This window comes from Pseudomonas sp. WS 5410 (assembly GCF_012985645.1).
Taxonomy (GTDB): Bacteria; Pseudomonadota; Gammaproteobacteria; order Pseudomonadales; family Pseudomonadaceae; genus Aquipseudomonas; species Aquipseudomonas shahriarae.
Genome location: NZ_JAAQWS010000001.1, coordinates 402135 through 425423, shown reverse-complemented (window position 1 = coordinate 425423; position 23289 = coordinate 402135). Strand labels below are relative to the sequence as shown.

The following is a 23289-nucleotide window of genomic DNA, read 5'->3' as shown; positions in this document are numbered from 1 at the left end:
CTCCAACCCGATAATTGCCGCCGCCCATGCGCGAGGCGGCGTTCTGGCGGAGGATTATCGGGAAGGGCGGGTGAAAAGTTTGTGAGTTGGACCTGGGGTTCAGCAGGTAATGGCTTGGTTTGCCAACTGAGCCTGCAACTGCGCCCGCAGACGGATCACTTCCTGCTGCAACTGCTCGCGTTCGTCCTTCAGCTGGCGCAGTTCGTCGCGGCGGACGGTGACGTAGAGGGTCTGTGGCGGGCGTGTCATCTGTGCTGTGCGCATTGCTTACCTCGCAAATAGCCGGTGTATCGCGGTGCCAGAGCGCTTGAGTCGAGGCCCTCGGCAGGAGTCAGGGGCGATTCTGATTTCTTTTTGGGCTCAAGGGAACTTTTTTATTTTTCAGGGTCGCTGTGACTTTTCAGCCAGTGATGGTGAAACGATGGCCTCTTTTTGTGATGAAACTAGTGCGATTGGCGCCGGACTAATTCTTCATTGCGCTATAAACTGTGTCACACATTTTTATTTGTAGTTGGGAGCATCAATACATGCAACTGGGGATTATCGGACTAGGCCGCATGGGCGGGAATATTGCGCGCCGCTTGATGCTCAATGGGCATACCACCGTGGTCTACGACCGCAATGAAGCATTCGTCAAAGGCTTGAGTGAAGAGGGCGCGACCGGCGTCGCCGACCTGCCTGCCCTGGTCGCTGGCCTGCAAAAGCCGCGGGCTGTCTGGGTCATGTTACCGGCGGGCGAGCCCACCGAAACCACGATCAACGACCTGAGCGAACTGATGGAACCCGGCGATGTGATCATCGACGGCGGCAACACCTTCTATAAAGATGACGTACGTCGCGGCAAGGCCCTGGCGGAAAAAGGCCTGCACTACATCGACGTCGGCACTTCCGGTGGCGTGTGGGGCCTGGAGCGCGGTTACTGCATGATGATTGGCGGCGACGCCGAGACCGTCAAGCACCTGGACCCGATCTTCGCCACCCTCGCGCCGGGCCTGGGCGATATCCCGCGCACCAAGGACCGTACCGCTACCGACGACCGCGCCGAACGTGGCTATATCCACGCCGGCCCTGCTGGTTCCGGGCACTTCGTGAAGATGATCCACAACGGCATCGAGTACGGCATGATGCAGGCGTTTGCCGAAGGCTTTGACATCCTCAAGACCAAGAACTCGGAAAACCTGCCGCCAGAGCAGCGTTTTGACCTGAACGTGGCCGATATCGCCGAAGTCTGGCGTCGCGGCAGCGTTGTGTCCTCCTGGCTGCTCGACCTCACAGCCGATGCCCTGGCGACCGACCCCAAGCTCGACGGTTACTCCGGTTCCGTGGCCGACAGCGGCGAAGGGCGCTGGACCATCGAAGCGGCCATGGAGCAATCGGTACCGGTACCGGTGCTGTCCAACTCGTTGTTTGCCCGGTTCCGCTCGCGCCAGCAAAGCACTTACGGTGACAAGCTGCTGTCGGCCATGCGCTTCGGCTTTGGCGGCCATGTGGAGACTTCCAAAAAATGACGGCCACCGGCAAGAAACCCAAGGCCGAACCCGCTCCACCCACTACCTTGTTCCTGTTCGGCGCCCATGGCGACCTGGTCAAGCGCCTGCTGATGCCGGCGCTGTACAACCTCAGTCGTGATGGCTTGCTGGGTGAGGGGCTGCGGATTGTCGGGGTGGATCACAACGCTATCAGCGATGCAGACTTCGCCAAGAAACTCGAAGACTTCATCCGCACCGAAGCGGCGAGCAAGGTCAAGGGGAATGCCGAACATGCACTGGACCCACAGTTGTGGGCCCAGTTGGCCAAGGGCATCAGCTACGTGCAGGGCGATTTTCTCGATGACGGCACCTATGCCGACATCGCCAGCAAAATCGCCGACAGCGGCACGGGCAACGCGGTGTTCTACCTGGCCACCGCGCCGCGCTTCTTCAGTGAAGTGGTGCAGCGCCTGGGCCGGGCCAACCTGCTGGAGGAAAGCCCCGGGGCTTTCCGCCGCGTGGTCATCGAAAAGCCGTTCGGCTCCGACCTGGCCACCGCCGAGGCGCTCAACGCCTGTCTGCTCAAGGTAATGACTGAGAAGCAGATCTATCGCATCGACCATTACCTGGGCAAGGAAACGGTGCAGAACATTCTGATCAGCCGTTTCTCCAACGTGCTGTTCGAGGCGTTCTGGAACAACCACTACATTGACCACGTGCAGATCACCGCTGCCGAAACGGTCGGTGTGGAAACCCGGGGCAGTTTCTTCGAAAACACCGGCACCCTGCGCGATATGGTGCCCAACCACCTGTTCCAGTTGCTGGCGATGATTGCCATGGAACCGCCGGCAGCCTTTGGCGCCGATGCGGTGCGTGGCGAGAAGGCCAAGGTGATCGGGGCCGTGCGCCCCTGGTCGCTGGAGGATGCACGGGCCAACTCGGTGCGCGGCCAGTACACCGCCGGCGAGATCGGCGGCAAGGCGCTGCCGGGCTATCGGCAGGAGGCCAATGTGGCCCCGGACAGCAGCACCGAAACCTTCGTTGCGCTCAAGGTGATGATTGATAACTGGCGTTGGGTCGGCGTGCCGTTCTACCTGCGCACCGGCAAGCGCATGAGCGTGCGCGACACCGAAATCGTTATCTGCTTCAAACCAGCGCCCTATGCCCAGTTTCGCGATACCGAAGTCGACGAGGTCAAGCCGACGTACCTGAAAATCCAGATCCAGCCCAATGAAGGCATGTGGTTCGACCTGCTGGCGAAAAAGCCCGGGCCGACCCTGGACATGGCCAACATCCAGCTGGGCTTTGCCTACAAGGACTTCTTCGAGATGCAGCCTTCCACCGGCTACGAGACGCTGATTTATGATTGCCTGACCGGCGATCAGACCCTGTTCCAGCGTGCCGATAACATCGAAAACGGCTGGCGTGCGGTACAACCGTTTCTCGATGCCTGGCAGAAGGACGATGGCATCCAGGCTTACAAGGCCGGGGAAGATGGCCCAGCGGCAGCGGATGCGTTGCTGGCCCGTGATGGCCGCGCCTGGCATAGCCTCGGATGAGTGAGGAGACGATTCACCCCATCCGTTTTTTGTTGAGTGATATGGACGGCACCTTGTTGCTGCCCGATCACAGCCTTAGCCAGCGCACCATCGCTGCCGTGCGGGCGCTGCGCGAAGCCGGGGTGTTTTTCAGCCTGGCCACCGGGCGGCCGCCGAGGGCGATGTTGCAGCAGATCGAAGCCCTGGGCGTCGATGTGCCCACGGCGGGGTTCAACGGCGGCACCCTGGTGAACCCGGACGGCAGCATTCTGGTGGCCCACCACTTGCCGGCAGAGGCAGCGTTGATCACCCTGGCACTGTTGTGCGACCAGCCGGAGGTGGAAATCTGGGTGTTTGCCGATGGTGAGTGGCTGCTGCGTGACCCCTCGGGCCCGATGGTGCCTCGGGAGCAGCATGGCCTCGGTTATGCGCCGGTCGTGGTGGAGAGTTTCGAGCCGTTCCTGGGGCGCATCGACAAGATCGTCGCCGCCAGCGCCAATGCACAGTTGCTGGTCGAGCTGGAAGCGCGCTTGCAGCCCAAGGTTGCAGGCTTGGCCCAGGTTTCGCGTTCGCAGCCGGTCTATCTCGATATCACCGCAATGAAGGCCAACAAGGGCGATGCCCTGAAAACCCTGGCTGCGCACCTTGGGGTAGCGCTGGAGCAGACGGCAGCCATCGGCGATGGCGGCAATGATCCGGCGATGTTTGAAGTGGCCGGGTTGTCGATTGCCATGGGGCAGGCAGAAGAGATGGTCAAACGTCAGGCCAACCTGGTCACCGGCAGCAATGTCGAGGACGGTGCTGCCGAAGCCATTGAACGGTTGATCCTTCACAGCCAGTAACTGACCCCGTACCAGCCCAGCACGCCCATCACCACCGTGTACGGCAGCGCCATCCACACCATGCGCCCGTAGGACAGGCGAATCAGCGGCGCAATCGCCGACGTCAACAAGAACAGGAACGCTGCCTGGCCATTGGGCGTTGCCACGCTGGGCAGGTTGGTCCCGGTATTGATCGCGATGGCCAGGGTCTCGAAATGCTCGCGGCTCATATGCCCGGACACAAACGCCTGCTTGACCTCGGTGATATAGATTGTTGCTACAAACACGTTGTCGCTGATGGCTGACAGCAGGCCGTTGGCAATAAACAGCATGCCCGGCTGCTGGTCGGCGGGCAGGGCCAGCACCCACTGGATCAGTGGGTTGAACAACTGTTGATCATGTATCACCGCGACCACGGCGAAAAACACCACCAGCAGGGCAGTAAAGGGCAGGGCGTCCTTGAAGGCGTTGCCGATGCGATGTTCTTCGGTAATCCCGGTGAAGGCGGTGATCAGTACAATTACCAGCAGGCCGATCAAGCCAACCTCGGCGATATGCAAGGCCAGCCCGGCGATCAGAATTAGTGCAGCCAGGCCTTGGACAATCAGCGCCGCGCGCTGGCGCGGGGTGCGTTCGGCGTTGTCCTCATGGGCGTAGTTGGCCAGCACCTGACGCACGTTGTCCGGCAGCAGGGTGCCATAGCCAAACCAGCGCAGCTTTTCCAGCAGCACGCAGGTCACCAGGCCCGCCGCCAGCACTGGCAACGAGACCGGGGCGATCTGTTGGAAGAACTGGCTGAAGTTCCAGCCCATTTCGTGGCCGATCAACAGATTCTGCGGTTCGCCCACCAGAGTACACACGCCACCCAGAGCAGTGCCGACGGCGCCGTGCATCAACAGGCTGCGCAGGAAGGCGCGGAACTGCTCCAGGTCGGCGTGGTGCAAGGTGGGCAGGTGATGATCGTCGCTGTACTCGCTGTCCTGGCGTGGATCATTGCCTGAAGCCACCCGGTGATACACCGAATAGAAGCCCACGGCGGCACTGATAATCACCGCAGTGACGGTCAAGGCATCGAGAAAGGCTGACAGGAAGGCCGACAAGAAGCAGAACATCAGCCCCAGCAGCGCTTTGGACCGCACGCCCAGCAGCAGGCGCGAAAACAGGTACAGCAGCAAGTCCTTCATAAAGTAGATGCCGGCCACCATAAACATCAGCAGCAGGATCACCGGGAAGTTATGCAGCAGCTCGTCGTACAGCGCCTGGGGCGTGGTCATGCGCAATAGCAGCGCCTCGACCATCAACAGCCCACCGGGCATCAACGGGTAGCAGTGCAGCGCCATGGCCAGGGTGAAAATGAACTCTGCCACCAGCAACCAGCCGGCCGCGACCGGACCGAAAGCCCAAAGCACCAGGGGGTTGAGGATCAGGAACGCGAGGATGCTGGCCTTGTACCAACGGGGCGAGTGCCCAAGGAAATTATGGGCGAAGGCCTGGGCCATTGATCCGGACATGGGGTGCTCCTGGGGGCGAGAAGTGCGCAAGGTGCCCGAGGCTCACTGGAAGATCAAGTGATCATGGCATGGCGGCTATATAAAAAGGGCGAGACGAAAGTTTCAGGCACGCAAACCCGTGGCGAGGATCAAACTCACTCGCCACGGGTTTAATAGTCTTAACAAGTTGCAGCCGATATAAGGGGCGACGTTATGTCGCAGTAGCTGCGTTAACTTACTTGGGCATTGCCCAGGACTGTAGCTGATAGCCTTCGCCATTGAGTTCGGCGCGGGCTTGCAGCAGCAGGGTTTCCAATTGTTTTGGATCGGAATAAGTGCTGCAAGGAATCTGTTTGCGCCCGATGCGGTTTTCGGTGCGGTCGATCACGGTCAGGCTCAGCTCGCCAGTACCGTCTTGTGGGGCCCAGGCCACGCAGTGAAAGGGTTGGAAAGCACGGTCTGCGATCAAAAGAGCTTCGTTGATACGGAGCGGGGCGTTCATGGGGTCTTCTCTCTAAGTGCCCAATCAAAAGATGTGCCGTCGGTTGGGCTTACCGTTCGGCTAGTACCTGTACTGATGCACGATGACGGGGTACGGGTCACATGCTAAAACAAGAAAATTCAACTTTTCGTGATTAACGTCATGTAAGCGGCGCTTTTGAGAGGCGTAGAAAGATTCAAATCGCCGCACTAAAGCGGGTTGATAGCCAAATGCCGTATCCCGAGAGCTTTTATCGCGAAACGATACAAGCGTAGTGTCAAGTTCTTGCTAGGGTTATGAGCAGCTCACCCAAACTGTTGTTTCTAAATAACTTTAATGTTTTTGACGCCAAGGAATAGTCATGGTTGTTACACCAGCCCTGCGTCGCTTGCTTGTGGTCGATCCCTGTGACGACTGCCACCAGTTATTGCCTGGTTTGCGGGCGGCTGGATGGGCAGTGGACAGCTGTGCCCTGGATGCCTTGGGCGATCGCACCTGTGACGTCGGATTATTGCGACTCCAGGCCAAACACCTGGAGCGACCCGAGGCGGTCAAGGAGCTGATCAGTCGCAGCGGTACCGAATGGATCGCCGTGCTCAGCCCCGAGATGCTGCGCCTGCAGAACGTCGGCGACTTTGTCTGTGAATGGTTTTTTGACTTCCATACCTTGCCGTTCGATGTGGCGCGCGTCCAGGTCACCCTGGGCCGGGCCTTTGGCATGGCGCGCTTGCGGGGTAAAGGCTGCGCCTATGTGACCGAGCCCGAACATGAACTGTTGGGTGACAGCCGGCCAATCCGCGAACTGCGCAAACTGCTGGCGAAACTGGCCCCTACCGAGTCGCCGATTCTGATCCGTGGCGACAGCGGCACCGGCAAGGAACTGGTGGCCAAGACCTTGCACCGGCAATCCCAGCGGCACGCCAAGCCATTCGTGGCGATCAATTGCGGGGCTATTCCGGAACACCTGATCCAGTCCGAACTGTTTGGCCATGAAAAAGGCGCATTCACCGGCGCCCACCAACGCAAGATCGGGCGCATCGAAGCGGCCAATGGCGGCACCCTGTTCCTCGACGAAATCGGTGACCTGCCGATGGAGTTGCAAGCCAACCTGTTGCGCTTTCTCCAGGAAAAACATATCGAGCGTGTCGGTGGCAGCCAGCCGATCCCGGTGGATGTCAGGGTGTTGGCCGCGACACACGTCGATCTGGAGGCAGCCATCGAGAAGGGCACCTTCCGCGAAGACTTGTACTACCGGCTCAATGTCCTGCAAGTGGTCACCGCGCCGCTGCGTGAGCGCCATGGCGATGTGGGGATGCTGGCCAATCATTTTTCCCGGTTCTACAGCCAGGAAACCGGGCGCCGGCCGCGCAGTTTCAGCGAGGACGCCCTGCTCGCCATGGGCAAGCATGGATGGCCGGGCAATGTGCGTGAGCTGGCCAACCGGGTGCGGCGCGGCCTGGTTCTGGCCGAAGGGCGGCAAATCGAAGCGGCCGACCTGGGATTGCAAAGCCAAAAGGCAATCGCGCTGCCCATGGCTACACTGGAAGACTACAAGCACCGCGCCGAACGTCAGGCGCTGTGCGATGTGCTGAACCGCCATAGCGACAACCTGAGTGTTGCCGCCCGGGTGCTGGGGGTTTCCCGGCCTACCTTCTACCGGTTACTGCACAAGCACCAGATCCGCTAGGGCGGGTAAAAAAAGCCCCGTCGCGACCCTTATCGCGGCGGGGCTTTTCCTTATCTCAAACTCACCACTCCCTGTAGGCGCGTTTAGAAGTAGTACGGGAATTTCAGGCTGAAGGTGAAATCCGGTGCGTCATCTGTCATGCCGATGGCCAGGTTGGGCACGATGGTCAGGTTTTCGCTGGCGGCAATGGTCATGCCGACGTTGAAGTAGCCCGCGTTGGCGTCACTGGACACAACCGACTGCCAATCGCCACCGTCGGGTTTGAGCTTACTCTTGCGCTGGATCAGGTCAGACACCGAGAACGACATACTCATACGCTCGTTCAAGGCAAACGCCACGCCGACACCGAACTGGAAGCTGTCGCCCAGGCGTACCTTGCCGCCGACTTTTTCGTTGACCGTGGAGCTGATGTCGTCAAACGAATCTTCGAAGTTGTGGGTGTAGGAGAGCGAGCCGAACAGCACGGCTGGATCGAAGGTCTTGACCAGGGAAATCCCCGGGGTCACCGACCAAACGCCATTGCCGGTTGGCAGGTTCTCCGGCACATAGAGGTTGGTGTTGGAAGGCGAGCGTACTAGCTTGATACCGAACGGTTCCTTGCCGGTCGGCGCCTTGACCCGTACCGAGAGTACGGCGTCCGGCAGGGTGGGGGATTCATCGAGGAACTTGTAGGCAACCCCGAAGTTGACGTCGCCGATGGTCGGGTCGCGACTGACCGACTCCTCTGAAGTCGCCGTCCCCGCGCCACCATTGGCGCCCCCGGACTGATAGGTCGACTCGCGGTACACCACGGGGACGTTGACGTCGAACTGCCAACGGTTATCGACGTTGTAGCGGCCCGTCATGTCCAGGGTCCAGTTATCCGCCTTGATGCGATCCAGGTTGATATTGCCGAGGAAGATCGAGTCCAGTGCCAGGAAGCCATTGAGGGTCAATTGCCGGGCATCGTAGCGAGCGTAGGTAATGCCCGTCTCAAAGCTGAACTTGCCATTGCCAAAGAACCCGCTGGCCTCGTTATAGAGGTTGCTGACACTCTGTGCCGGCGCCGAATCATCCTTGAGTGCCTGCCCATAGGAGCTGCCGGTTGCACCGCCGGTGCCACTGGCGGCCACCGTACTGCCGCTTTGCTTGAAATCTGCAGGTGACTTGGCCAGGCGCTTGGGCGCGGGCACTGCGGGCTGGTCTTCGACCTGGCGCACCCGTTGTTCCAGGACCGCCAGGGCTTTTTGCTGTACTTCGTAGCGTTGCTTGAGTTCCAGCAGTTCCTGTTTGAGGGTTTCTATATCGGCGTCTGGCGCTGCGTACAACAAACTCGCCGGCAAGAGCGTACTTAAACAAACAACGGCGCGTAGCGATAACGTTCGATGCATGAAGTAAGCCGTCCTTTTCTAATGCGTAAGTGTCGAGGGTCAGCGTAGTTCAATAACCGAGAGTGCGTAGACCCTTGAGTTGGTCCAGGTTGCAGTTCAGTGCCACGTTGTTTAGTCCGTTGCTACCGAGCACGACATTCAGTTGGGTCATGTTATTAACGAAGTTGCTATTGCCTTGCAGAATCGTGCCTTGCAGCACATTGCCGCCGCCGATCTGCTGCACGGCGCTGCCCTGATTATGGTTGGCTTGGATCGCCATCTGCAGGCCGCCGTTATTGGCAGAAACACTCACCTTGCCAGCGGCGCTATTACCAGAGATCGAACCGCCAGCGACCAGGACCTGGCCCGACTGCACCAGATTGGCGGGCGCCAGCCCGTTCTCACTGACATTGATCCCGACGTTGTTATAGGCCGTATTGCCATCGCCCGCGGCGCGTACGGTTTGTGTCACGCCGGCGCCGGTACCCAGCCCGGAGCCGCCGATGACCGTACCGGTACCCGTGGGGCGGTCGCTGCCTTTGCCGGTCTCGCCGGTAGTCTGCACATAGAACTGCGGCGTGATGGTGGAGGAGTCGATCTGCATGTTGGCCTTGACGGTGCTGGTATCGCCTGCGGCGTTGGTCCAGGTGGTGCTCATCACAATACCGAAGCTGACAATCCGCCCCGGCATGACGAAGCGGCCGCGCAGTTGGGCCAGTTCAGCATCATTTATTTCAATCGGCTTGAACGCCGAGGCTGCATAAGCGGGCATTGAGGCTGCCAGGCACAGGACCGTCAGCCAACGGTAAGTGTTCATCATCTGCTCCTGGAGCTTCCTGCTCCTTATGGCGCTTCTAGAAGAAGTCGCTCTGGATGAAACCGAAGTCCATCAGCTCGGCGTCGCCCACGGGCCGGAACTCGTTCATTTTGCCCTTGGCGGTCAACGGTATCGGCGGATCGAGCAGGGCGTTGGCCTTGTCGTAGCCTTCACCCAGCACCGCAAACACGATGCCGTTCCATCCGGCGAGGAAGTCGTCCCGCGAGTAGCGTTTGTTGCCCAGTACCGGGTCGCCGATATAGATCCAGTCTTTCTCTGCGCGCTGCATCACCACAAAGTGCTTGTAGCCACGGATATCCAGGAGCACCACCACCGGAATCTTCACCGTTGTCAGGGTGTCCGCCCCGATCTTGTAGCCCCTGGCCCGCATGCCAATGCTTTCGAGGTAGCGCTTCATGTCCAGCATGGAAAAGCCCTGGGTGCGTACCAGGTCCTGGTCGGCGTTGACCAGCATGCCCTTGATGACGTGTTCTTCATCAACATCCAGCCAGTAGCCCTGGCGCAGGATGGTGGCGAGTGCTGCGGCACCGCAGCTGAAATCGGTTTTCTGTTCCACCAGGTTGGCGAACCGTCGCTCGCGGATGCTCTCGACCTTCTTGAAAATCACCGCACCGCCGGGCATGGCGGAAATCGCCATTTGCCCAGCCCAGGAAGGGCCGGTGAGGGTTAACAGCAGGCACAGGGTCGCGAGGCGCATGATCGAATGACCGGGTGGGCACGGGAATAAAAAAGGGCCTTGTTGCCAAGGCCCTTTGCGTCAGGTCAGAAGCGTACGCCGCTGCCAGCTGCGCACTGGGTGCAACCGCTGCCCAGGGACAGGGAGTTGGATTGCTGGTTGCCAGAACCCGCGGACACGTTGATTCCGATGTTGCCGGAAGCATTGTTGCCCGAGTGGTTGATGGAGGCATCGTTGTTGACGTAGGTCTTGCCCCAGTTGCCGTAGCCTTTGCCAGCCGAAGCAGTGTTGAGGAAGGTGTTGTTCAACGATTCCTGGCTGGTGACGGCCGCAGCGCCAATGTTTTTGCCATCGGAGGTTACGATTGCCAGGTTGTTTTTCTGCTGGTTGCCTTGGCCTGCGGTGACGTTGACACCCACGTTACCCGAGCTGTTGTTCGCCGAGTTGTTCAGCGAAGCATCGTTTTGCGTGCCTTTGTTGGTGAACTTGTTGTCTTTGGATGTTTGCTCGACGTCTACGATCGCGAAAACCGCCAGGGCGTCCTTGGCAGCACTGCTGGTGATGGCAGCGCTGTTGTCTTGTTGGTTACCACTGCCTGCGGCAACGTTGGCGCCCAGGTTACCGTCGCTGCTGTTCAGCGAGCGGTTGGCCGAGGCGTCGTTGTTGGTTTTGGTGTCGTCGAACTTGTTGTCTTTGCTCAGTTGAGTGTCGGTTACGACGGCTGCCACGGTGCCGCTAGGGGCAGGGGTTGGCTTCCACTTATCTTCACTAGCTTGTGCAGCAACAGCCATGAGCGCAGCCAGAGCAAAAACCAGTGGTTTGAGAGCCATTGTAGGTTTCATGGTGTATCTCCTTGCTTCTAATTAGTTGGTTAAGTGTTGGTACGGCCTAACAAACACCTATCAAGCAGTTACTTGATAGTGATACCGAGGGTGTTAGCCATGCGGTTCCCCACCCCTGCACTCTGATTCACCTGTACCACTCCACGGCTGCCGGTGAAGGCCTGGTCGCTGGTAACGACCTGGCGGCTGCCAGTGGTAGAGGAGGATCGGGAGTCTGGTAGCAGCGTCATGTTCTGTTGCGACAGGACGCTGTCATCAATGCTTTGCGGGCCTGGGTTGATGCTGATCCGCACCGCATTGATTGTCTGGTTGTTGGCCCCGGCCGACTGGTTGACGCCCAGTACACCGTTGCCATTGCTGAAAGATGAACCCTGGATCGCCGCGCTGGCATTCAGGGACGGGTCGACCTGGCCATCGAGCCGCTGCACCAGTACGTCAGTGGATTGGCCACCGACCGTAATCGCACGGCTATTGATCTGCTGTTGCTGGTTGCCAGCGGCCTGGTTGATTGAAGCAACGCCGCTGTACTGCTGGCCGGAGCTGTCGATAAGCGCGTTGTTATTGCTGTCTGCCATCGCGGCGCAGCTACCCAGCACGGCGAGCATCAGCCACGAGCGCTTCATTGCTGGCCTCCCATCAGGCTGCCGATGTTGTTCAGCGGGGCCATGCCACGCTCAATCGTCCCGCTGATCTGTCCGCCGAGGCTGCTGCCACCGCTATGGCCCGCAGCCGCGCCGGCACCCAGCCCGGAGGCGCTGCTGCCATGGGTGGTGCTCAAGCCAGGGAGGGTGCCATTGGGCAGGATGGATCGAGTGATGCTGGAACCACTGCTGACCCCTGCGAAGTCGTTGTCGCTGAGTTCGCCGTTAGTCGTCGAGCGTAGAATCTGCGCGCCAGGATTGGCATTGGCCGTAGTGGGATAAGGATCCGGTCCGAAGGAAGAACGCCCGGCCATATGGCCTTGGACGTTGCGCCCGGTAACGATGACGCCGTTTTCGGCGAGGGCGGGTACGCTCACACTGGCGCTGAGTACACAGCTGATCAGCAGGAGGCTCAGTGAGCCTTGATTGAGAGTTGCCACGGCATCATTCCTTGTTCTGTGACGCTGACCCTAAACAGCGCTGTAAGGAATAGAGCAGGAGCTGTGCCGCTTTTTATATTGACTTGTTTTTCAATGGCTTGGGGCTTCTGGCGGGGCGGGCGTAGGGCGAGGTGTATCAGGCCTGAGACGGGACGTGGGGGAATGACCGGCACCTGGCATAGGCAGACTGGGGGGAAGAGGGTGTTTCAGCAATGCAACACTATTGATGACGAACCGATGAATCCACAGCCAGAGGGGCGTTGCGCGGTGATGGGTGTTTCAAAAGTGGACAGTGCGGCGCGCACAGTTGCCCGGCAATGCACGCCGTGCTGCCTTGGCGAAGGTCAGGTCTTGGGGACTTTGCGCGGTATCGAGTTGAGGACGGTGTTGCCATCCTGGTTCTGGGTCAGGTAGACCGGCAGTACCTTGGGCAGGGACGACACCAGGTGGGTGACTTCATGGATATCGTAGATACCGCCAATACGGATATTGCCGGTACCGGTATCGGCCAGCATCACCGGTTTGCTCAGGTAACGGTTGATCAGGGGCAGGGCATCCACCAGTGCCAGGTTGTCGAGGATCAACTTGCCGGTGCGCCAGGCCAGCGCCGGATCATGGGGGTTGAATGCCTGTAGCTGTGGTTGCGCATCGCCCCCGTGGTAACTGGCCTGCATTCCGGGAGTGAGGCTCACGCCGCTGTGGCTGGCATCGCTGCTGATCTTCACCGAACCCTCCAGCAACATGACCCGCACCTGGTCGTCGTATTTCCAGACGTTGAACTGGGTGCCTGTCACTCGGATCTGCCCGGTACCGGCGCGCACCACAAACGGGTGTTCGCGGTCATGGCTGATCTTAAAGAACGCTTCACCTTTTTTCAGGGTGGCCCGGCGCTCATCTTTATAGTTGCTGTAGACCAGCTCGGTGCCCAGGTTCAGTTCCACTTCGCTGCCATCGGCCAGGGTCACCTGGCGCAAGCCGTCTTCGGCGAGGTAATGCTCATAGGAACTGGGCAGCCAACCCGCCTCCCAGCCCGTGAAAGCGGCCAGGGGCAGGGCCATCAACGAGATGGCGGCAGCCACTGCATAGGTGCGCCAGCGGCTGGGTGGCGGGACCAGCACCGGGGGCGGGGAGGGCACGTTGCTGCGTGGCAAATGGTCGGCCACATCCCAGATTTCCAGCATGGCCGCATATTCGAAAGCATGCAGGGGATGCGCGTCGTGCCACTCTTCGAACGCCTGGCGTTCGGCCGCCGTGCAATCAAAAGCATGCAGGCGCATACACCAATGCGCGGCAGCATCGGTGACGGCGTCATATTCGGCTTCTGAAAGGGGCTGCTGGGTCATTGGTGCTTCCTGATTTCCTACATTCTAACCTTCCGGGCAGGGTGCCGAGAACAGCCATCATGGCGAATGAGCATCAATGTGGAACTAATTCGTCCTGCAAACACCCTAAAAATCTGGATCTGTAAGTCATTCTCTATAACGGAGTAAGAAAATGCTGAAGAAAACCCTCACTGCCATGCTTGCCACTGCCACTTTGCTCGGTGCAGGCGCCGCCCTGGCCGACAAGCCGGGAGCCGGCTGGATTACCATCGAGAAAGCCATTGAAACCGCCAAGACCAAGGCCGGTTACATTGAGGTCTACCAGGCCGAAGCGGACGACAACGGTTACTGGGAAGTAAAAGGTCGCAAGGCGGACGGTGTTGTCTATGAGGTCCGCATCGACGGTGCTTCGGGCAATGTGTTGCGTGACCAGAAAGACTGACCCCCACCGGATCAGTTCATCGAATCCCTTCGATTGAAGGCGTCGGGTCCCACTGACGTCCCGGGCGACTGATCATGAGCGCCGCCGAGTCAACATTCGCTTGCCAGGCGGCGAACTCAGCACATAGACGGAACCGTCGAGCACCCGCTTGACGGTTTCCCATCGTGCCTTTACGGCCTTTTTCCCATTGTGTGCTAACGCTCTCCGGCACTGCCCGGCGTTTGTTAAATAGCGCTGAAGCCGCGTCGGTGGTTGACAGCCCACTTGTCGCGCGTTGTTAATCAACGAGCGAAATCCAGCAGGCTGTTGCCCCCTCCAATAACAACTCCGGAGCTTCAGATGTCAGCCACACCCACCACTGCCGTGACTACTTCAATTGGCTTCACTGAGCTTGTGACGCTGCTCAAGGATATTTTCAGCCGGCATGGCGCCTCGCCTGAGGTTGCCCGCGTATTGGCCGACAACTGCGCCCGCGCCGAGCGGGATGGGGCGCACAGCCACGGGGTGTTTCGCATACCGGGCTATGTCTCGACCCTGGACAGCGGCTGGGTCAACGGCCAGGCGGTGCCAGTGGTCGAGGATGTGGCCTCGGGTTTCGTGCGTGTGGACGCCGCCAATGGTTTTGCCCAGCCGGCCCTGGCCGCCGCGCGCCCGTTATTGGTGGCCAAGGCCCGCAGCGCCGGTATCGCGGTACTGGCGATCCGTAACTCCCATCACTTTGCCGCGTTATGGCCGGATGTCGAACCGTTTGCCGAAGAAGGTCTGGTGGCCCTCAGCGTGGTCAATAGCATGACTTGCGTGGTGCCACATGGCGCCGATCGCCCGCTGTTCGGCACCAACCCCATCGCGTTCGCCGCACCACGTGCCGATGGGCCGCCGATTGTGTTTGACCTGGCCACCAGCGCCATCGCCCATGGCGATGTGCAGATTGCCGCCCGTCAGGGTGAGCGTGTGCCGCCGGGCACCGGGGTCGACAGCCTGGGGCAGCCGACCCAGGACCCCAAGGCGATCCTTGAAGGCGGCGCGCTGTTGCCGTTTGGCGGGCACAAGGGGTCGGCGTTGTCGATGATGGTGGAGTTGCTGGCGGCGGCCCTGACCGGGGGGAATTTCTCGTTTGAATTCGACTGGTCGAACCACCCGGGCGCCAAGACTCCCTGGACCGGCCAGCTACTGATTGTGATCGACCCCAGTAAAACTGCGGGGCAGGACTTTGCCCAGCGCAGCCAGGAACTGGTGCGACAGATGCATGCGGCAGGGTTGCGGCGCTTGCCCGGCGACCGGCGTCATCGCACACGGGCCAAGGCAGAACGGGAGGGGATTATGCTCGGTGGGGGCGAACTGGCCCGGTTGCGCGAATTAGCGCGGGGCTGAAGGGCGGTGCGGGCTGACCCGCACCGACCCAGGCATCCATCAGTTGCGACGGCCCAGCAGCAAGCCAACCACCAGGCCGAAGCCGGCGGAAATGGCTACGGTCTGCCAAGGGTGGCCACCGATATAGGTTTCGGTGGCATCCACCACCGGCTTGCTGCGCTCACGCACGTTGGACACCGAATCCAGGGCTTGCTTGAGTTTGATCGCGACCTGCTCGCGCAGGGTTTCACCTTCTTCTCCCACCAGCGACGCGCTGCTCTTGAGCAGTTTGTCGGACTCTTCGATCAGGGCCTGGAGTTCGCTGAACGCCTGGTCCTTGATTTGCTCTTCGACAGCTTGGGCGGCGGTTTTACGGGCCATTGAGTAGCTCCTTGCGGGTAAGTGGGCAGTGAACAATGGAGTCTTGCAGCAGGCTAAAAGTTGCAGTTTTTTTTCGCCCGGCATCGGGCCGATGAAAAATCCGAATTCGGACCTTTCGACCTACAGTGTAAGATGTCACCTATTTGTGCAGCAGGTAAATCCACATGAGCTTCAATCTGGCCAACAAGCCCCTCGCCGAGCGCGCCGCGCTTGAAGATGAAAAGTCCCGTCTGTATGACCTGTGGCAAAGCAACCTGGGCAAGGCCAAGGGCGAGGGCGCACGGTTGTTTGGCGAGCGCGCCAAGCGCAAGGGTAAATGGGCCGAATGGGTGCGTTCCGAGCTGGACGGCATGTCACCGCCGGAATTTGCCAACATGGTGCGCAGTGAAGTCAATCGCCTGATGGCCGCCAAGTAAGCACGGGCTGATCGGTGCCTACAGGGGTTGTTTCAACCATTCTTCGCGGGTGATTTCCCAGATGTCCTTGGGGAACGCCCCCTCCACGAACTGCCCTTCTTCCGTGCGGATCAAGCGCATCCCGGTTTTTTCGGAAAGCCTGCGTGAGCCCAGGTTCGGCGCTGCCTTGGGCACCCGCAGCACGGGGCGCCCAAGCACCGTGAACCAATACGCGGTCACTGCCGCGCTGGCTTCGCTCATCAATCCCTGGCCCTGCCATTGCGGCGCGAGCCAGAAGCCCCGGTTGTTGTCCAGCTCATCCATCAGGCTCACATTGCCGATCAACTGCCCGGGGGCCTCGCGCAGGCGGATCGACCAATGCCACTCGCGGCCCTGGGCCATGGCAGGCAAGACCACCTGTTCCAGGTAACTGCGCGCACCATCGGCCGGGTAGGGCCAGGGCACCAGGGCATTGAGGTAGCGCACCACTTCCCAGTGGGGGAACTGCTGCTGTATGCCCTCGGCGTCGTCCAGGGTCAGCGGTTGCAGGATCAGGCGTTCGGTGTACAGGGTGGGCAAGGTGTCCATGCTATTTACCAGGTCACGGTGTTGGGCAGGTCCAGGGTGCCACGATCGACAAAGCGCATCGTGCCAAACAACCCGCCCGCCAGCTTGCCGCGCAATACATAGGGCAGGTTGTTCAAACCCTGGGTCTGGCTCAGGCCCAGGGTCTGACGCAACACCGAAAACGCTGAAACGCTGACCGGGACGGTCAGAACGGTCTCGGAAAAGCGCGGGATGGATCCCTGTTGATCACTCACCCCAGCCGCCAGCGGCCGGCCATTGACCTCCAGGTCCAGCGCCACGCCGTTGTAGTCGATCGCGGTTTCGTTGGGGTTCTGCACCCGCAACTTGACCGCGAAGCGCACTTCCAGATCCTGGCTTTGCAGCGGCTCGATTCCCACCACATTGATATGCAGCGGGTCGCGGTTGGGGAACAAAGCGCAGGCGCTCAGGCTGAGCAATATCAGAGACAGGGTCAGGCCGATCAATCTGCGCATAAGGGTTCCTATTTCGTGGGTTCCGGATCCTGCATGACCTTGAGGGTAGAGGCTTCCGGGTCAAATTCATCTTCTTCCAGCTCTATGAACTCTTCAGGCAGGAAAATGTTCAGCAGGATCGCACAGAAGGCACCGACGGTAATCGGCGACTCGAAGATGTTGTGCAAGGCCTTGGGCAGCTCGCGCAGCACTTCCGGTACTGCCGCCACGCCCAGGCCCATCCCCAGGGAAATCGCCACGATCAGCACATTGCGCCGATGCAGGCCGGCTTCGGCAAGGATTTTGATCCCGGCCACCGCCACCGTGCCGAACATGATCAGGGTCGCGCCACCCAGCACCGGCTTAGGCATCAATTGCAGCACCGCGCCAATCATCGGAAACAGACCCAGCAATACCAGCAGCCCGGCAATGAAATACGCCACATAGCGGCTGGCCACGCCGGTCAACTGGATCACCCCGTTGTTCTGGGCGAAGGTCACCATCGGCAGGCTATTGAAAGTGGCGGCCATTACCGAGTTCAGGCCATCGGCCAGCAGGCCGGACTTGATGCGCTTGATATACAGCGGGCCCTTGACCGGTTGCTGGGAAATCATCGAGTTGGCGGTCAGGTCGCCGGCTGCTTCCAGGGGGGAAATCAGGAAGATCACCGCCACCGGAATAAACGCCACCCAGTCGAACGAGAACCCGTACTTGAACGGCACCGGCACGCTGACCAGCGGTACCTGGGGCAATGCCGCCAGATCGACACGCCCCAGCCACCAGGCCACCACAAAACCCAGGGTCAGGCCGATGACAATCGAGCCCAAACGCAGGAACGGGTTATTGAAGCGGTTAAGCACCACGATAGTCAGCAACACCAGGGCCGCCAGCCCCATATTGCCGGCTGCGCCCAGGTCTGCCGCGCCATAGCCGCCGGCCATGTCGGTCACGGCGACCTTGATCAGCGACAGCCCCATCAAGGTGATGATGGTGCCGGTGACCACCGGCGTGATCAGCTTGCGCAACTTGCCGATGAACTGGCTGAGCACCACTTCGATAAATGCGGCAAAAAAGCAGATGCCAAAGATCGTCGAGAGAATTTCATCGGTACCGCCGCCCCGGGCCTTGACCATGAAGCCGGCACTGAGGATCACGCTGATAAACGAGAAGCTCGTGCCTTGCAGGCACAGCAAGCCCGAACCCACGGGGCCGAAGCGCCGCGCCTGGACAAACGTGCCCAGGCCGGAGACGAACAGCGCCATGCTGACCAGGTAGGGCACTTCGCTTTCCAGGCCCAGCACACCACCGACGATCAGGGTCGGGGTAATGATCCCGACGAAGCTGGCGAGCACGTGCTGCAGGGCGGCAAATACCGCAGCGGTGAAGTGCGGGCGGTCTTCCAGACCGTAGATCAGGTCCGATTTATAACGGGGGCGGGGGGCTTGAGCGTCAGACAAGATACGTGCTCGGGTCAGAAAATGGACGCGCAGGATGCCAGAAAGCGTCCACTGTCAAAAGTGTGAAAAAATATTTCTCCAAGCCCCGCAAAAAAACCTCAAGTCTGCCGATACCTCCTATAGGCCCACACAACCTTTATAACAGTGGCGCCGAACCGTTATCTCCGCGCGTTGACGCTGAGTGACCGTGTCGCGGCAAGGACGCTCGCAGCCATCCCTTCTTGAGAGCTTTCCTATGTCCCTCCGTAATTTGAATATCGCACCTCGGGCGTTTCTCGGTTTTGCGTTTATTGCGTTGCTTGTGATTGTTCTGGGGGTGTTTGCCGTCAACCGTATGACGCTGATTCGCCAGGCCGCGCTGGATATGGGGGCTAACCAACTGCCGAGTGTCGGTTACCTGGCCAATATGACCGAGAACGTGTTGCGCCTGCGCATTCTGTCGTTTCGGGTCCTGGTCAATCGCGAACCGGTCGCCTTGCAGGAGGCCCAGGTGCGCATCGGCGTGCTGGTCGACAAGGCGCGCCAGGCCCAGGCGGGTTATGCCGCGCTGCCGGCCGGCGCTGAAGAAGCAGCGCTGTACAAGACTTTTGCCGCTACGTTGGACAACTACCTCAAGGCCCAGGCTGAAATGCTGACGCTGTCCCAGCAGAACAAAGTCGAGGAGATGCGGGCCCTGATCAACAGCCGGATCAAAGACGGTACGGATCAGATGGGCGAGCAACTCAATAAGCTGATTGCGATCAACGCCGCCAATGCCAAACAGGCCGGGGAAGACGCCGGGCGCAGCTACAGCGATGCCATCAGCGGAATTGTCGCGGTGTCGGTGGTGGCGGCGCTGATGACCGTATTGCTTGCCTGGTTGTTGACCCGCAGCATCGTCACACCGCTGCGCAAGGCGGTGGCCGCCGCCGAAACCATCTCCAGCGGCGACCTGAGCAAGGTCATTTCGGACGACGGCCAGGATGAGCCGGCGCGCCTGATCGGTGCCCTGGCTACCATGCAGCACAACCTGCGCCAGACCATCCAGCATATTGCCGGTTCAGCCACTCAACTGGCGTCGGCGGCCGAAGAGCTGAGCGCGGTGACCGAGGAAGCCTCCAAGGGCTTGCAGCAGCAAAACAATGAAATCGACCAGGCCGCCACTGCCGTCAATGAAATGACCGCCGCCGTGGAAGAAGTCGCGCGCAATGCGGTGTCCACCTCCGAAGCGTCGACCCAGTCGAACCAGGCCGCGCGGGAAGGGCGCGATCGTGTGGTGGAAACCGTGGGCGCGATCCAGACCATGACCCAGGACGTGCAGGATACTTCGGTGCTGATCGAAGGCCTGGCGACCCAGGGCCGGGATATCGGCAAGGTGCTGGACGTGATCCGCGCGATTGCCGAGCAGACCAACTTACTGGCCCTCAATGCCGCCATCGAAGCCGCACGTGCTGGTGAGGCCGGGCGCGGGTTTGCCGTGGTGGCCGACGAAGTGCGTGCCCTGGCCCATCGTACCCAGCAGTCGACCCAGGAGATCGAGAAAATGGTGGCCGGGATCCAGAACGGCACGGGGGAAGCGGTGCAGTCCATGCAGCAGAGCAACCAGCGCACCCAAAGCACCCTGGAAATGGCCCGCGCCGCCGGCGTGGCACTGGAGCAGATCACCCAGTCCATCAGCCTGATCAACGAGCGCAACCTGGTGATTGCCAGCGCGTCCGAAGAGCAGGCCCAAGTGTCCCGCGAAGTGGACCGCAACCTGGTGAATATCCGCGACCTGGCGACGCAGTCGGCGGCCGGGGCCAACCAGACCAGCGCCGCCAGTCATGAACTGTCGCGCCTGGCGGTGGATTTGAATGCGATGGTGGCGCGGTTTGTGATCTAAGCAGGGAGGACTTGGGTGGCTGGCATACCGCTATCGCAGGCAAGCCAGCTCCCACATTTGATTGATGGTGTGGCCCAGACTTCTGCCCCGCCGAACATCCCTGTGGGAGTGGGCTTGCCCGCGATAGCGGTGGTCCGGTCACTGTTTTCGGTGGCCGACACACGGGCGTTGGGTCGGGCTGTCAGGCTCCCACATTTGATTGATGGTGTGGCCCAGACTTCTGCCCCGCCGAACATCTCTGTGGGAGCGGGCTTGCCCGCGATAGCGGTGGTCCGGTCACTGTTTTCGGTGGCCGACACACGGGCGTTGGGTCGGGCTGTCAGGCTCCCATATTTGATTGATGGTGTGGCCCAGACTTCTGCCCCGACGAACATCCCTGTGGGAGCGGGCTTGCCCGCGATAGCGGTGGTCCAGCCACTGTTTCCGGTGGCCGACACACGGGCGTTGGGTCGGGCTGTCAGGCTTTCCATACGCTGGAATTGACCAGGTTTTTCGGCCGCTCGCCCGCCAACGCCGCCAGCAGATTATCCACCGCACACCGCGCCATCGCTTCACGGGTCTCGTGGGTGGCCGAGCCGATATGCGGTGTCGCCACCACGTTGTTCAAACGCAGCAACGGCGAGTCGTGGTTCAACGGCTCACGCTCAAACACATCCAGCCCCGCCGCGCGGATCGTGCGCTGTTGCAGGGCTTCGATCAGTGCCGCCTCATCCACTACCTTGCCCCGGGAGATATTGATGAAAATCGTCTCCGGGCCCATCTGGGCGAATTCCTTGGCGCCAATCAACCCCTGAGTCTGTGCAGTCAACGGCAACGTCAGGCAAACAAAGTCAGCGTGTTGCAGCAACTCCGGCAAGCTGCAGTACCGCGCGCCGAAACGCTGCTCCACCAAAGGTTTGGGCGAATGGCTGTGGTAAATCACCGGCATGCCAAAGCCAAAGTGCCCACGCTGGGCCAGGGCTTCACCAATGCGCCCCATGCCAATGATGCCCAGGGTCTTGCCGTGCACATCGCTGCCAAAGTGCAGGGGGCCGATGTTCTGGTTCCAGTTGCCGGCGCGCACCATATTGGCCAGTTCCACCACGCGTCGGGCGGTGGCGAGGATCAGTGCAAAGCCGGTATCGGCCGTGGTTTCGGTGAGTACATCCGGGGTGTTGCTGAGCAAAATGCCGCGTTGGGTCAGGTAGTCGATGTCGTAGTTATCGACGCCCACCGAAACACTGGCCACGGCTTCCAGGCGCGGCGCCAGGTCCAGCAGTTGCGCATCCAGGCGCAAGCTGGCCCCCAGCAGGCCGTGGGCACTGGGCAGTGCCTCACGCAGTTGCGCCAGGCCCGCGGGGTCGAGGGATTCGATCAAGGTCACCTGGGCCGCTTCATGCAAACGGGCCATCAACGGTGCGGACAGTTTCTTGTACAGCACGACATGCTTTTTCATCAGGTTCTTACCTTCAAATCCAGGGAGTGCAACGGTGCTGCCGGGGACGGCTCCCGGGCACCGGTCTTGAGGAAAATCGTCAGCACCACCGACAGCAGCAACGCGCCGCTCATCAGCAGGTACGACGCACCGGGCGAGCCGGTGCTGCTATTGAGATAGCCCACCAGGTAGGAGCCGCCAAACGAACCGAGGGCGCCCATGCTGTTGATCAAGGCCATGGCGCCGCCGGCGACGTTGGCCGGGAGAATTTCCGGGACGATGGCAAAAAACGGCCCGTAGGGCGCATACATGCAGGCGCCGGCAATCACCAGCAGGGTGTAGGACCACCAGAAATGCTCGGCCCCCAACAAGTAGGAACCATAAAACGCCACGGAGGCGATCAGCAGCGGTGGCCATACAAAGCGCTTACGCTTTTGCAGCTTGTCCGAGCCCCAGGACACCACCAGCATGCCGATCACCGCCGCCAGGTAGGGCAGCGCCGACAACCAGCCGGCTTCGACCATGTCCATTTTCAGGCCGGCCTTGAGGATCGACGGCAGCCACAGCACAAAGCCGTAGACGCCGATGCTCCAGCAAAAGAATTGCAGCGCGAGGATGATCACCTTGGGCGAACGGAAGGCTTCGGCATAGTTCTTCACAGCCTTGAGCCCGACCTGTTCGGCGGCCAGGGCGGTTTCCAGGTCGTGTTTCTCGCCAGCGCTCAGCCACTTGGCATCGGCTGGGCGCTCATCGGCCAGGCGCCACCAGATAAAGGCCCAGAACACCGCCGGCAGGCCTTCGATGATAAACATCCAGCGCCAGCTGTAATGCTGTACCAGGTAGCCGGATACCACCGACATCCACAGCATGGTCACCGGGTTGCCGAGGATCAGGAAGGTGTTGGCCCGCGAGCGTTCGGCACGGGTAAACCAGTGGCACAGGTACACCAGCATCGCCGGCATCACGGCGGCCTCGACCACCCCGAGCATAAAGCGGATGGCGATCAACATATAGGCGTTGGACACCACGCCGGTGAGGGTCGCCAGCCCGCCCCAGAGGATCAGGCTGACGAAAATCAGTTTCTTCACGCTACGCCGCTGGGCATAGATCGCCCCCGGTACCTGGAAGAAAAAGTAGCCGAGGAAGAACAGCGCGCCGAGCAGCGAAGACATGCCCGGGGTGATCATCAGGTCTTCGGCCATCCCGGAGGCGGCGGCGAAGCCGTAGTTGGCACGGTCCAGGTACGCCAGGCTGTAGGTGATAAACACGATGGGCATGATGTACCACCAACGGCGGGTGGCGAGTTTCAGGTTGTTCATGGGGTTGCTCCTGAGCTTGTTGTAGTTGTGGCAACA

General features: G+C 60.5%; 24 protein-coding genes. 8 read left to right on the top strand and 16 right to left on the bottom strand.

The features are described from left to right. Positions 1-99: 99 nt before the first annotated feature. Positions 100-264: a DUF6026 family protein gene (locus tag HBO24_RS01760; RefSeq protein ID WP_157717204.1), complete on the bottom strand. Its 165-nt coding sequence runs from the start codon at positions 262-264 to the stop codon at positions 100-102. Positions 265-527: 263 nt separating this feature from the next. On the opposite strand from HBO24_RS01760, the gene gnd reads away from it, so the two are divergent. From gnd to HBO24_RS01745, 3 genes are read left to right on the top strand one after another with little or no spacing between them, the layout of a single operon-like run. Then, positions 528-1508, top strand: coding sequence for a phosphogluconate dehydrogenase (NAD(+)-dependent, decarboxylating) (gene gnd, locus HBO24_RS01755; RefSeq protein WP_057959424.1), 981 nt, complete (start codon positions 528-530; stop codon positions 1506-1508). Next, positions 1505-3028 carry a glucose-6-phosphate dehydrogenase gene (gene zwf / locus HBO24_RS01750; protein ID WP_115128294.1) on the top strand — a complete coding sequence of 508 codons (1524 nt, stop codon included), beginning with the start codon at positions 1505-1507 and terminating at the stop codon, positions 3026-3028. Before gnd ends, zwf begins: the two co-directional genes overlap by 4 nt. Continuing rightward, positions 3025-3849 (top strand): HAD family hydrolase, encoded by an 825-nt coding sequence (locus HBO24_RS01745; protein ID WP_170059198.1) that lies wholly within the window; start codon positions 3025-3027, stop codon positions 3847-3849. Before zwf ends, HBO24_RS01745 begins: the two co-directional genes overlap by 4 nt. Here HBO24_RS01745 and nhaB read toward each other — a convergent pair. Next, a complete protein-coding gene (gene nhaB / locus HBO24_RS01740; RefSeq protein WP_057436722.1) occupies positions 3837-5339 on the bottom strand; it encodes a sodium/proton antiporter NhaB in 1503 nt (500 codons plus the stop codon). The genes HBO24_RS01745 and nhaB overlap by 13 nt on opposite strands. A 214-nt stretch (positions 5340-5553) precedes the next feature. After that, a complete protein-coding gene (locus HBO24_RS01735; protein ID WP_032861167.1) occupies positions 5554-5820 on the bottom strand; it encodes a hypothetical protein in 267 nt (88 codons plus the stop codon). Positions 5821-6160: 340 nt separating this feature from the next. Between HBO24_RS01735 and HBO24_RS01730 the strand changes: the two genes are divergently transcribed. After that, positions 6161-7486, top strand: coding sequence for a sigma-54 dependent transcriptional regulator (locus HBO24_RS01730; protein ID WP_170059197.1), 1326 nt, complete (start codon positions 6161-6163; stop codon positions 7484-7486). Positions 7487-7569: 83 nt separating this feature from the next. Here HBO24_RS01730 and HBO24_RS01725 read toward each other — a convergent pair whose 3' ends face one another. From HBO24_RS01725 to HBO24_RS01695, 7 genes are all read right to left on the bottom strand, one after another. After that, positions 7570-8856: a hypothetical protein gene (locus HBO24_RS01725; RefSeq protein ID WP_169960351.1), complete on the bottom strand. Its 1287-nt coding sequence runs from the start codon at positions 8854-8856 to the stop codon at positions 7570-7572. 49 nt (positions 8857-8905) lie between these two features. Next, the gene (locus tag HBO24_RS01720; RefSeq protein WP_057436717.1) at positions 8906-9652 is read right to left on the bottom strand and encodes a hypothetical protein; all 747 of its coding nucleotides are present in this window, start codon (positions 9650-9652) and stop codon (positions 8906-8908) included. Positions 9653-9689: 37 nt separating this feature from the next. Next, entirely contained in the window at positions 9690-10370 is a 681-nt protein-coding gene (locus HBO24_RS01715; RefSeq protein ID WP_057436715.1) for a C39 family peptidase, read from the bottom strand. Between the two features lie 65 nt (positions 10371-10435). Further along, positions 10436-11191, bottom strand: a complete 756-nt coding sequence (locus HBO24_RS01710) for a hypothetical protein (RefSeq protein ID WP_057436713.1) — start codon at positions 11189-11191, stop codon at positions 10436-10438. A gap of 68 nt (positions 11192-11259) precedes the next feature. Further along, the gene (locus tag HBO24_RS01705) at positions 11260-11814 is read right to left on the bottom strand and encodes a hypothetical protein (protein ID WP_057436711.1); all 555 of its coding nucleotides are present in this window, start codon (positions 11812-11814) and stop codon (positions 11260-11262) included. Further along, positions 11811-12272 (bottom strand): hypothetical protein, encoded by a 462-nt coding sequence (locus HBO24_RS01700; protein ID WP_057959431.1) that lies wholly within the window; start codon positions 12270-12272, stop codon positions 11811-11813. The genes HBO24_RS01705 and HBO24_RS01700 overlap by 4 nt, the downstream gene beginning before the upstream one ends. A 344-nt stretch (positions 12273-12616) precedes the next feature. Beyond that, positions 12617-13615, bottom strand: coding sequence for a FecR family protein (locus tag HBO24_RS01695; RefSeq protein ID WP_170059196.1), 999 nt, complete (start codon positions 13613-13615; stop codon positions 12617-12619). 151 nt (positions 13616-13766) lie between these two features. Here HBO24_RS01695 and HBO24_RS01690 point away from each other — a divergent pair, with 151 nt between their 5' ends. Both HBO24_RS01690 and HBO24_RS01685 read left to right on the top strand, forming a co-directional pair. Beyond that, entirely contained in the window at positions 13767-14036 is a 270-nt protein-coding gene (locus tag HBO24_RS01690; RefSeq protein ID WP_057436705.1) for a PepSY domain-containing protein, read from the top strand. A 339-nt stretch (positions 14037-14375) separates the two neighbouring features. Next, a complete protein-coding gene (locus HBO24_RS01685; RefSeq protein WP_115128290.1) occupies positions 14376-15407 on the top strand; it encodes an Ldh family oxidoreductase in 1032 nt (343 codons plus the stop codon). Positions 15408-15446: 39 nt separating this feature from the next. Here HBO24_RS01685 and HBO24_RS01680 read toward each other — a convergent pair whose 3' ends face one another. After that, positions 15447-15767: a DUF883 family protein gene (locus HBO24_RS01680; protein ID WP_057436701.1), complete on the bottom strand. Its 321-nt coding sequence runs from the start codon at positions 15765-15767 to the stop codon at positions 15447-15449. A 164-nt stretch (positions 15768-15931) separates the two neighbouring features. Here HBO24_RS01680 and HBO24_RS01675 point away from each other — a divergent pair, with 164 nt between their 5' ends. Continuing rightward, the gene (locus HBO24_RS01675; protein ID WP_038441493.1) at positions 15932-16183 is read left to right on the top strand and encodes a hypothetical protein; all 252 of its coding nucleotides are present in this window, start codon (positions 15932-15934) and stop codon (positions 16181-16183) included. 18 nt (positions 16184-16201) lie between these two features. Here the strand turns inward: HBO24_RS01675 and HBO24_RS01670 are convergent, their stop codons facing one another. The 3 genes from HBO24_RS01670 to HBO24_RS01660 are packed head-to-tail and all read right to left on the bottom strand — an operon-like array spanning position 16202 to position 18659. Continuing rightward, a complete protein-coding gene (locus HBO24_RS01670; protein ID WP_115128289.1) occupies positions 16202-16750 on the bottom strand; it encodes a GNAT family N-acetyltransferase in 549 nt (182 codons plus the stop codon). 5 nt (positions 16751-16755) lie between these two features. Beyond that, positions 16756-17223, bottom strand: a complete 468-nt coding sequence (locus HBO24_RS01665) for an LEA type 2 family protein (protein WP_115128288.1) — start codon at positions 17221-17223, stop codon at positions 16756-16758. 8 nt (positions 17224-17231) lie between these two features. Continuing rightward, positions 17232-18659, bottom strand: coding sequence for a nucleobase:cation symporter-2 family protein (locus tag HBO24_RS01660; RefSeq protein ID WP_057444103.1), 1428 nt, complete (start codon positions 18657-18659; stop codon positions 17232-17234). A 235-nt stretch (positions 18660-18894) separates the two neighbouring features. Between HBO24_RS01660 and HBO24_RS01655 the strand changes: the two genes are divergently transcribed. Then, on the top strand, positions 18895-20520 hold the full coding sequence (locus HBO24_RS01655; protein WP_170059195.1) for a methyl-accepting chemotaxis protein: 1626 nt from the start codon (positions 18895-18897) through the stop codon (positions 20518-20520). A gap of 457 nt (positions 20521-20977) precedes the next feature. Here HBO24_RS01655 and HBO24_RS01650 read toward each other — a convergent pair whose 3' ends face one another. Both HBO24_RS01650 and HBO24_RS01645 read right to left on the bottom strand, forming a co-directional pair. After that, positions 20978-21955 carry a D-glycerate dehydrogenase gene (locus tag HBO24_RS01650; RefSeq protein WP_170059194.1) on the bottom strand — a complete coding sequence of 326 codons (978 nt, stop codon included), beginning with the start codon at positions 21953-21955 and terminating at the stop codon, positions 20978-20980. Further along, positions 21955-23253, bottom strand: coding sequence for an MFS transporter (locus HBO24_RS01645; RefSeq protein WP_057959438.1), 1299 nt, complete (start codon positions 23251-23253; stop codon positions 21955-21957). Before HBO24_RS01645 ends, HBO24_RS01650 begins: the two co-directional genes overlap by 1 nt. Positions 23254-23289 lie beyond the last annotated feature (36 nt).

Excerpts from the sequence above, each read along its gene's own strand:
- nhaB (WP_057436722.1), bottom strand. The coding sequence starts at position 5,339 with ATGTCCGGATCAATGGCCCAGGCCTTCGCCCATAATTTCCTTGGGCAC.
- HBO24_RS01725 (WP_169960351.1), bottom strand. The coding sequence starts at position 8,856 with ATGCATCGAACGTTATCGCTACGCGCCGTTGTTTGTTTAAGTACGCTC.
- HBO24_RS01745 (WP_170059198.1), top strand. The coding sequence starts at position 3,025 with ATGAGTGAGGAGACGATTCACCCCATCCGTTTTTTGTTGAGTGATATG.
- zwf (WP_115128294.1), top strand. The coding sequence starts at position 1,505 with ATGACGGCCACCGGCAAGAAACCCAAGGCCGAACCCGCTCCACCCACT.
- HBO24_RS01655 (WP_170059195.1), top strand. The coding sequence starts at position 18,895 with ATGTCCCTCCGTAATTTGAATATCGCACCTCGGGCGTTTCTCGGTTTT.
- HBO24_RS01680 (WP_057436701.1), bottom strand. The coding sequence starts at position 15,767 with ATGGCCCGTAAAACCGCCGCCCAAGCTGTCGAAGAGCAAATCAAGGAC.
- HBO24_RS01645 (WP_057959438.1), bottom strand. The coding sequence starts at position 23,253 with ATGAACAACCTGAAACTCGCCACCCGCCGTTGGTGGTACATCATGCCC.
- gnd (WP_057959424.1), top strand. The coding sequence starts at position 528 with ATGCAACTGGGGATTATCGGACTAGGCCGCATGGGCGGGAATATTGCG.
- HBO24_RS01675 (WP_038441493.1), top strand. The coding sequence starts at position 15,932 with ATGAGCTTCAATCTGGCCAACAAGCCCCTCGCCGAGCGCGCCGCGCTT.
- HBO24_RS01720 (WP_057436717.1), bottom strand. The coding sequence starts at position 9,652 with ATGAACACTTACCGTTGGCTGACGGTCCTGTGCCTGGCAGCCTCAATG.
- HBO24_RS01760 (WP_157717204.1), bottom strand. The coding sequence starts at position 264 with ATGCGCACAGCACAGATGACACGCCCGCCACAGACCCTCTACGTCACC.
- HBO24_RS01685 (WP_115128290.1), top strand. The coding sequence starts at position 14,376 with ATGTCAGCCACACCCACCACTGCCGTGACTACTTCAATTGGCTTCACT.
- HBO24_RS01650 (WP_170059194.1), bottom strand. The coding sequence starts at position 21,955 with ATGAAAAAGCATGTCGTGCTGTACAAGAAACTGTCCGCACCGTTGATG.
- HBO24_RS01735 (WP_032861167.1), bottom strand. The coding sequence starts at position 5,820 with ATGAACGCCCCGCTCCGTATCAACGAAGCTCTTTTGATCGCAGACCGT.
- HBO24_RS01670 (WP_115128289.1), bottom strand. The coding sequence starts at position 16,750 with ATGGACACCTTGCCCACCCTGTACACCGAACGCCTGATCCTGCAACCG.
- HBO24_RS01665 (WP_115128288.1), bottom strand. The coding sequence starts at position 17,223 with ATGCGCAGATTGATCGGCCTGACCCTGTCTCTGATATTGCTCAGCCTG.
- HBO24_RS01690 (WP_057436705.1), top strand. The coding sequence starts at position 13,767 with ATGCTGAAGAAAACCCTCACTGCCATGCTTGCCACTGCCACTTTGCTC.
- HBO24_RS01695 (WP_170059196.1), bottom strand. The coding sequence starts at position 13,615 with ATGACCCAGCAGCCCCTTTCAGAAGCCGAATATGACGCCGTCACCGAT.
- HBO24_RS01705 (WP_057436711.1), bottom strand. The coding sequence starts at position 11,814 with ATGAAGCGCTCGTGGCTGATGCTCGCCGTGCTGGGTAGCTGCGCCGCG.
- HBO24_RS01710 (WP_057436713.1), bottom strand. The coding sequence starts at position 11,191 with ATGAAACCTACAATGGCTCTCAAACCACTGGTTTTTGCTCTGGCTGCG.
- HBO24_RS01715 (WP_057436715.1), bottom strand. The coding sequence starts at position 10,370 with ATGCGCCTCGCGACCCTGTGCCTGCTGTTAACCCTCACCGGCCCTTCC.
- HBO24_RS01730 (WP_170059197.1), top strand. The coding sequence starts at position 6,161 with ATGGTTGTTACACCAGCCCTGCGTCGCTTGCTTGTGGTCGATCCCTGT.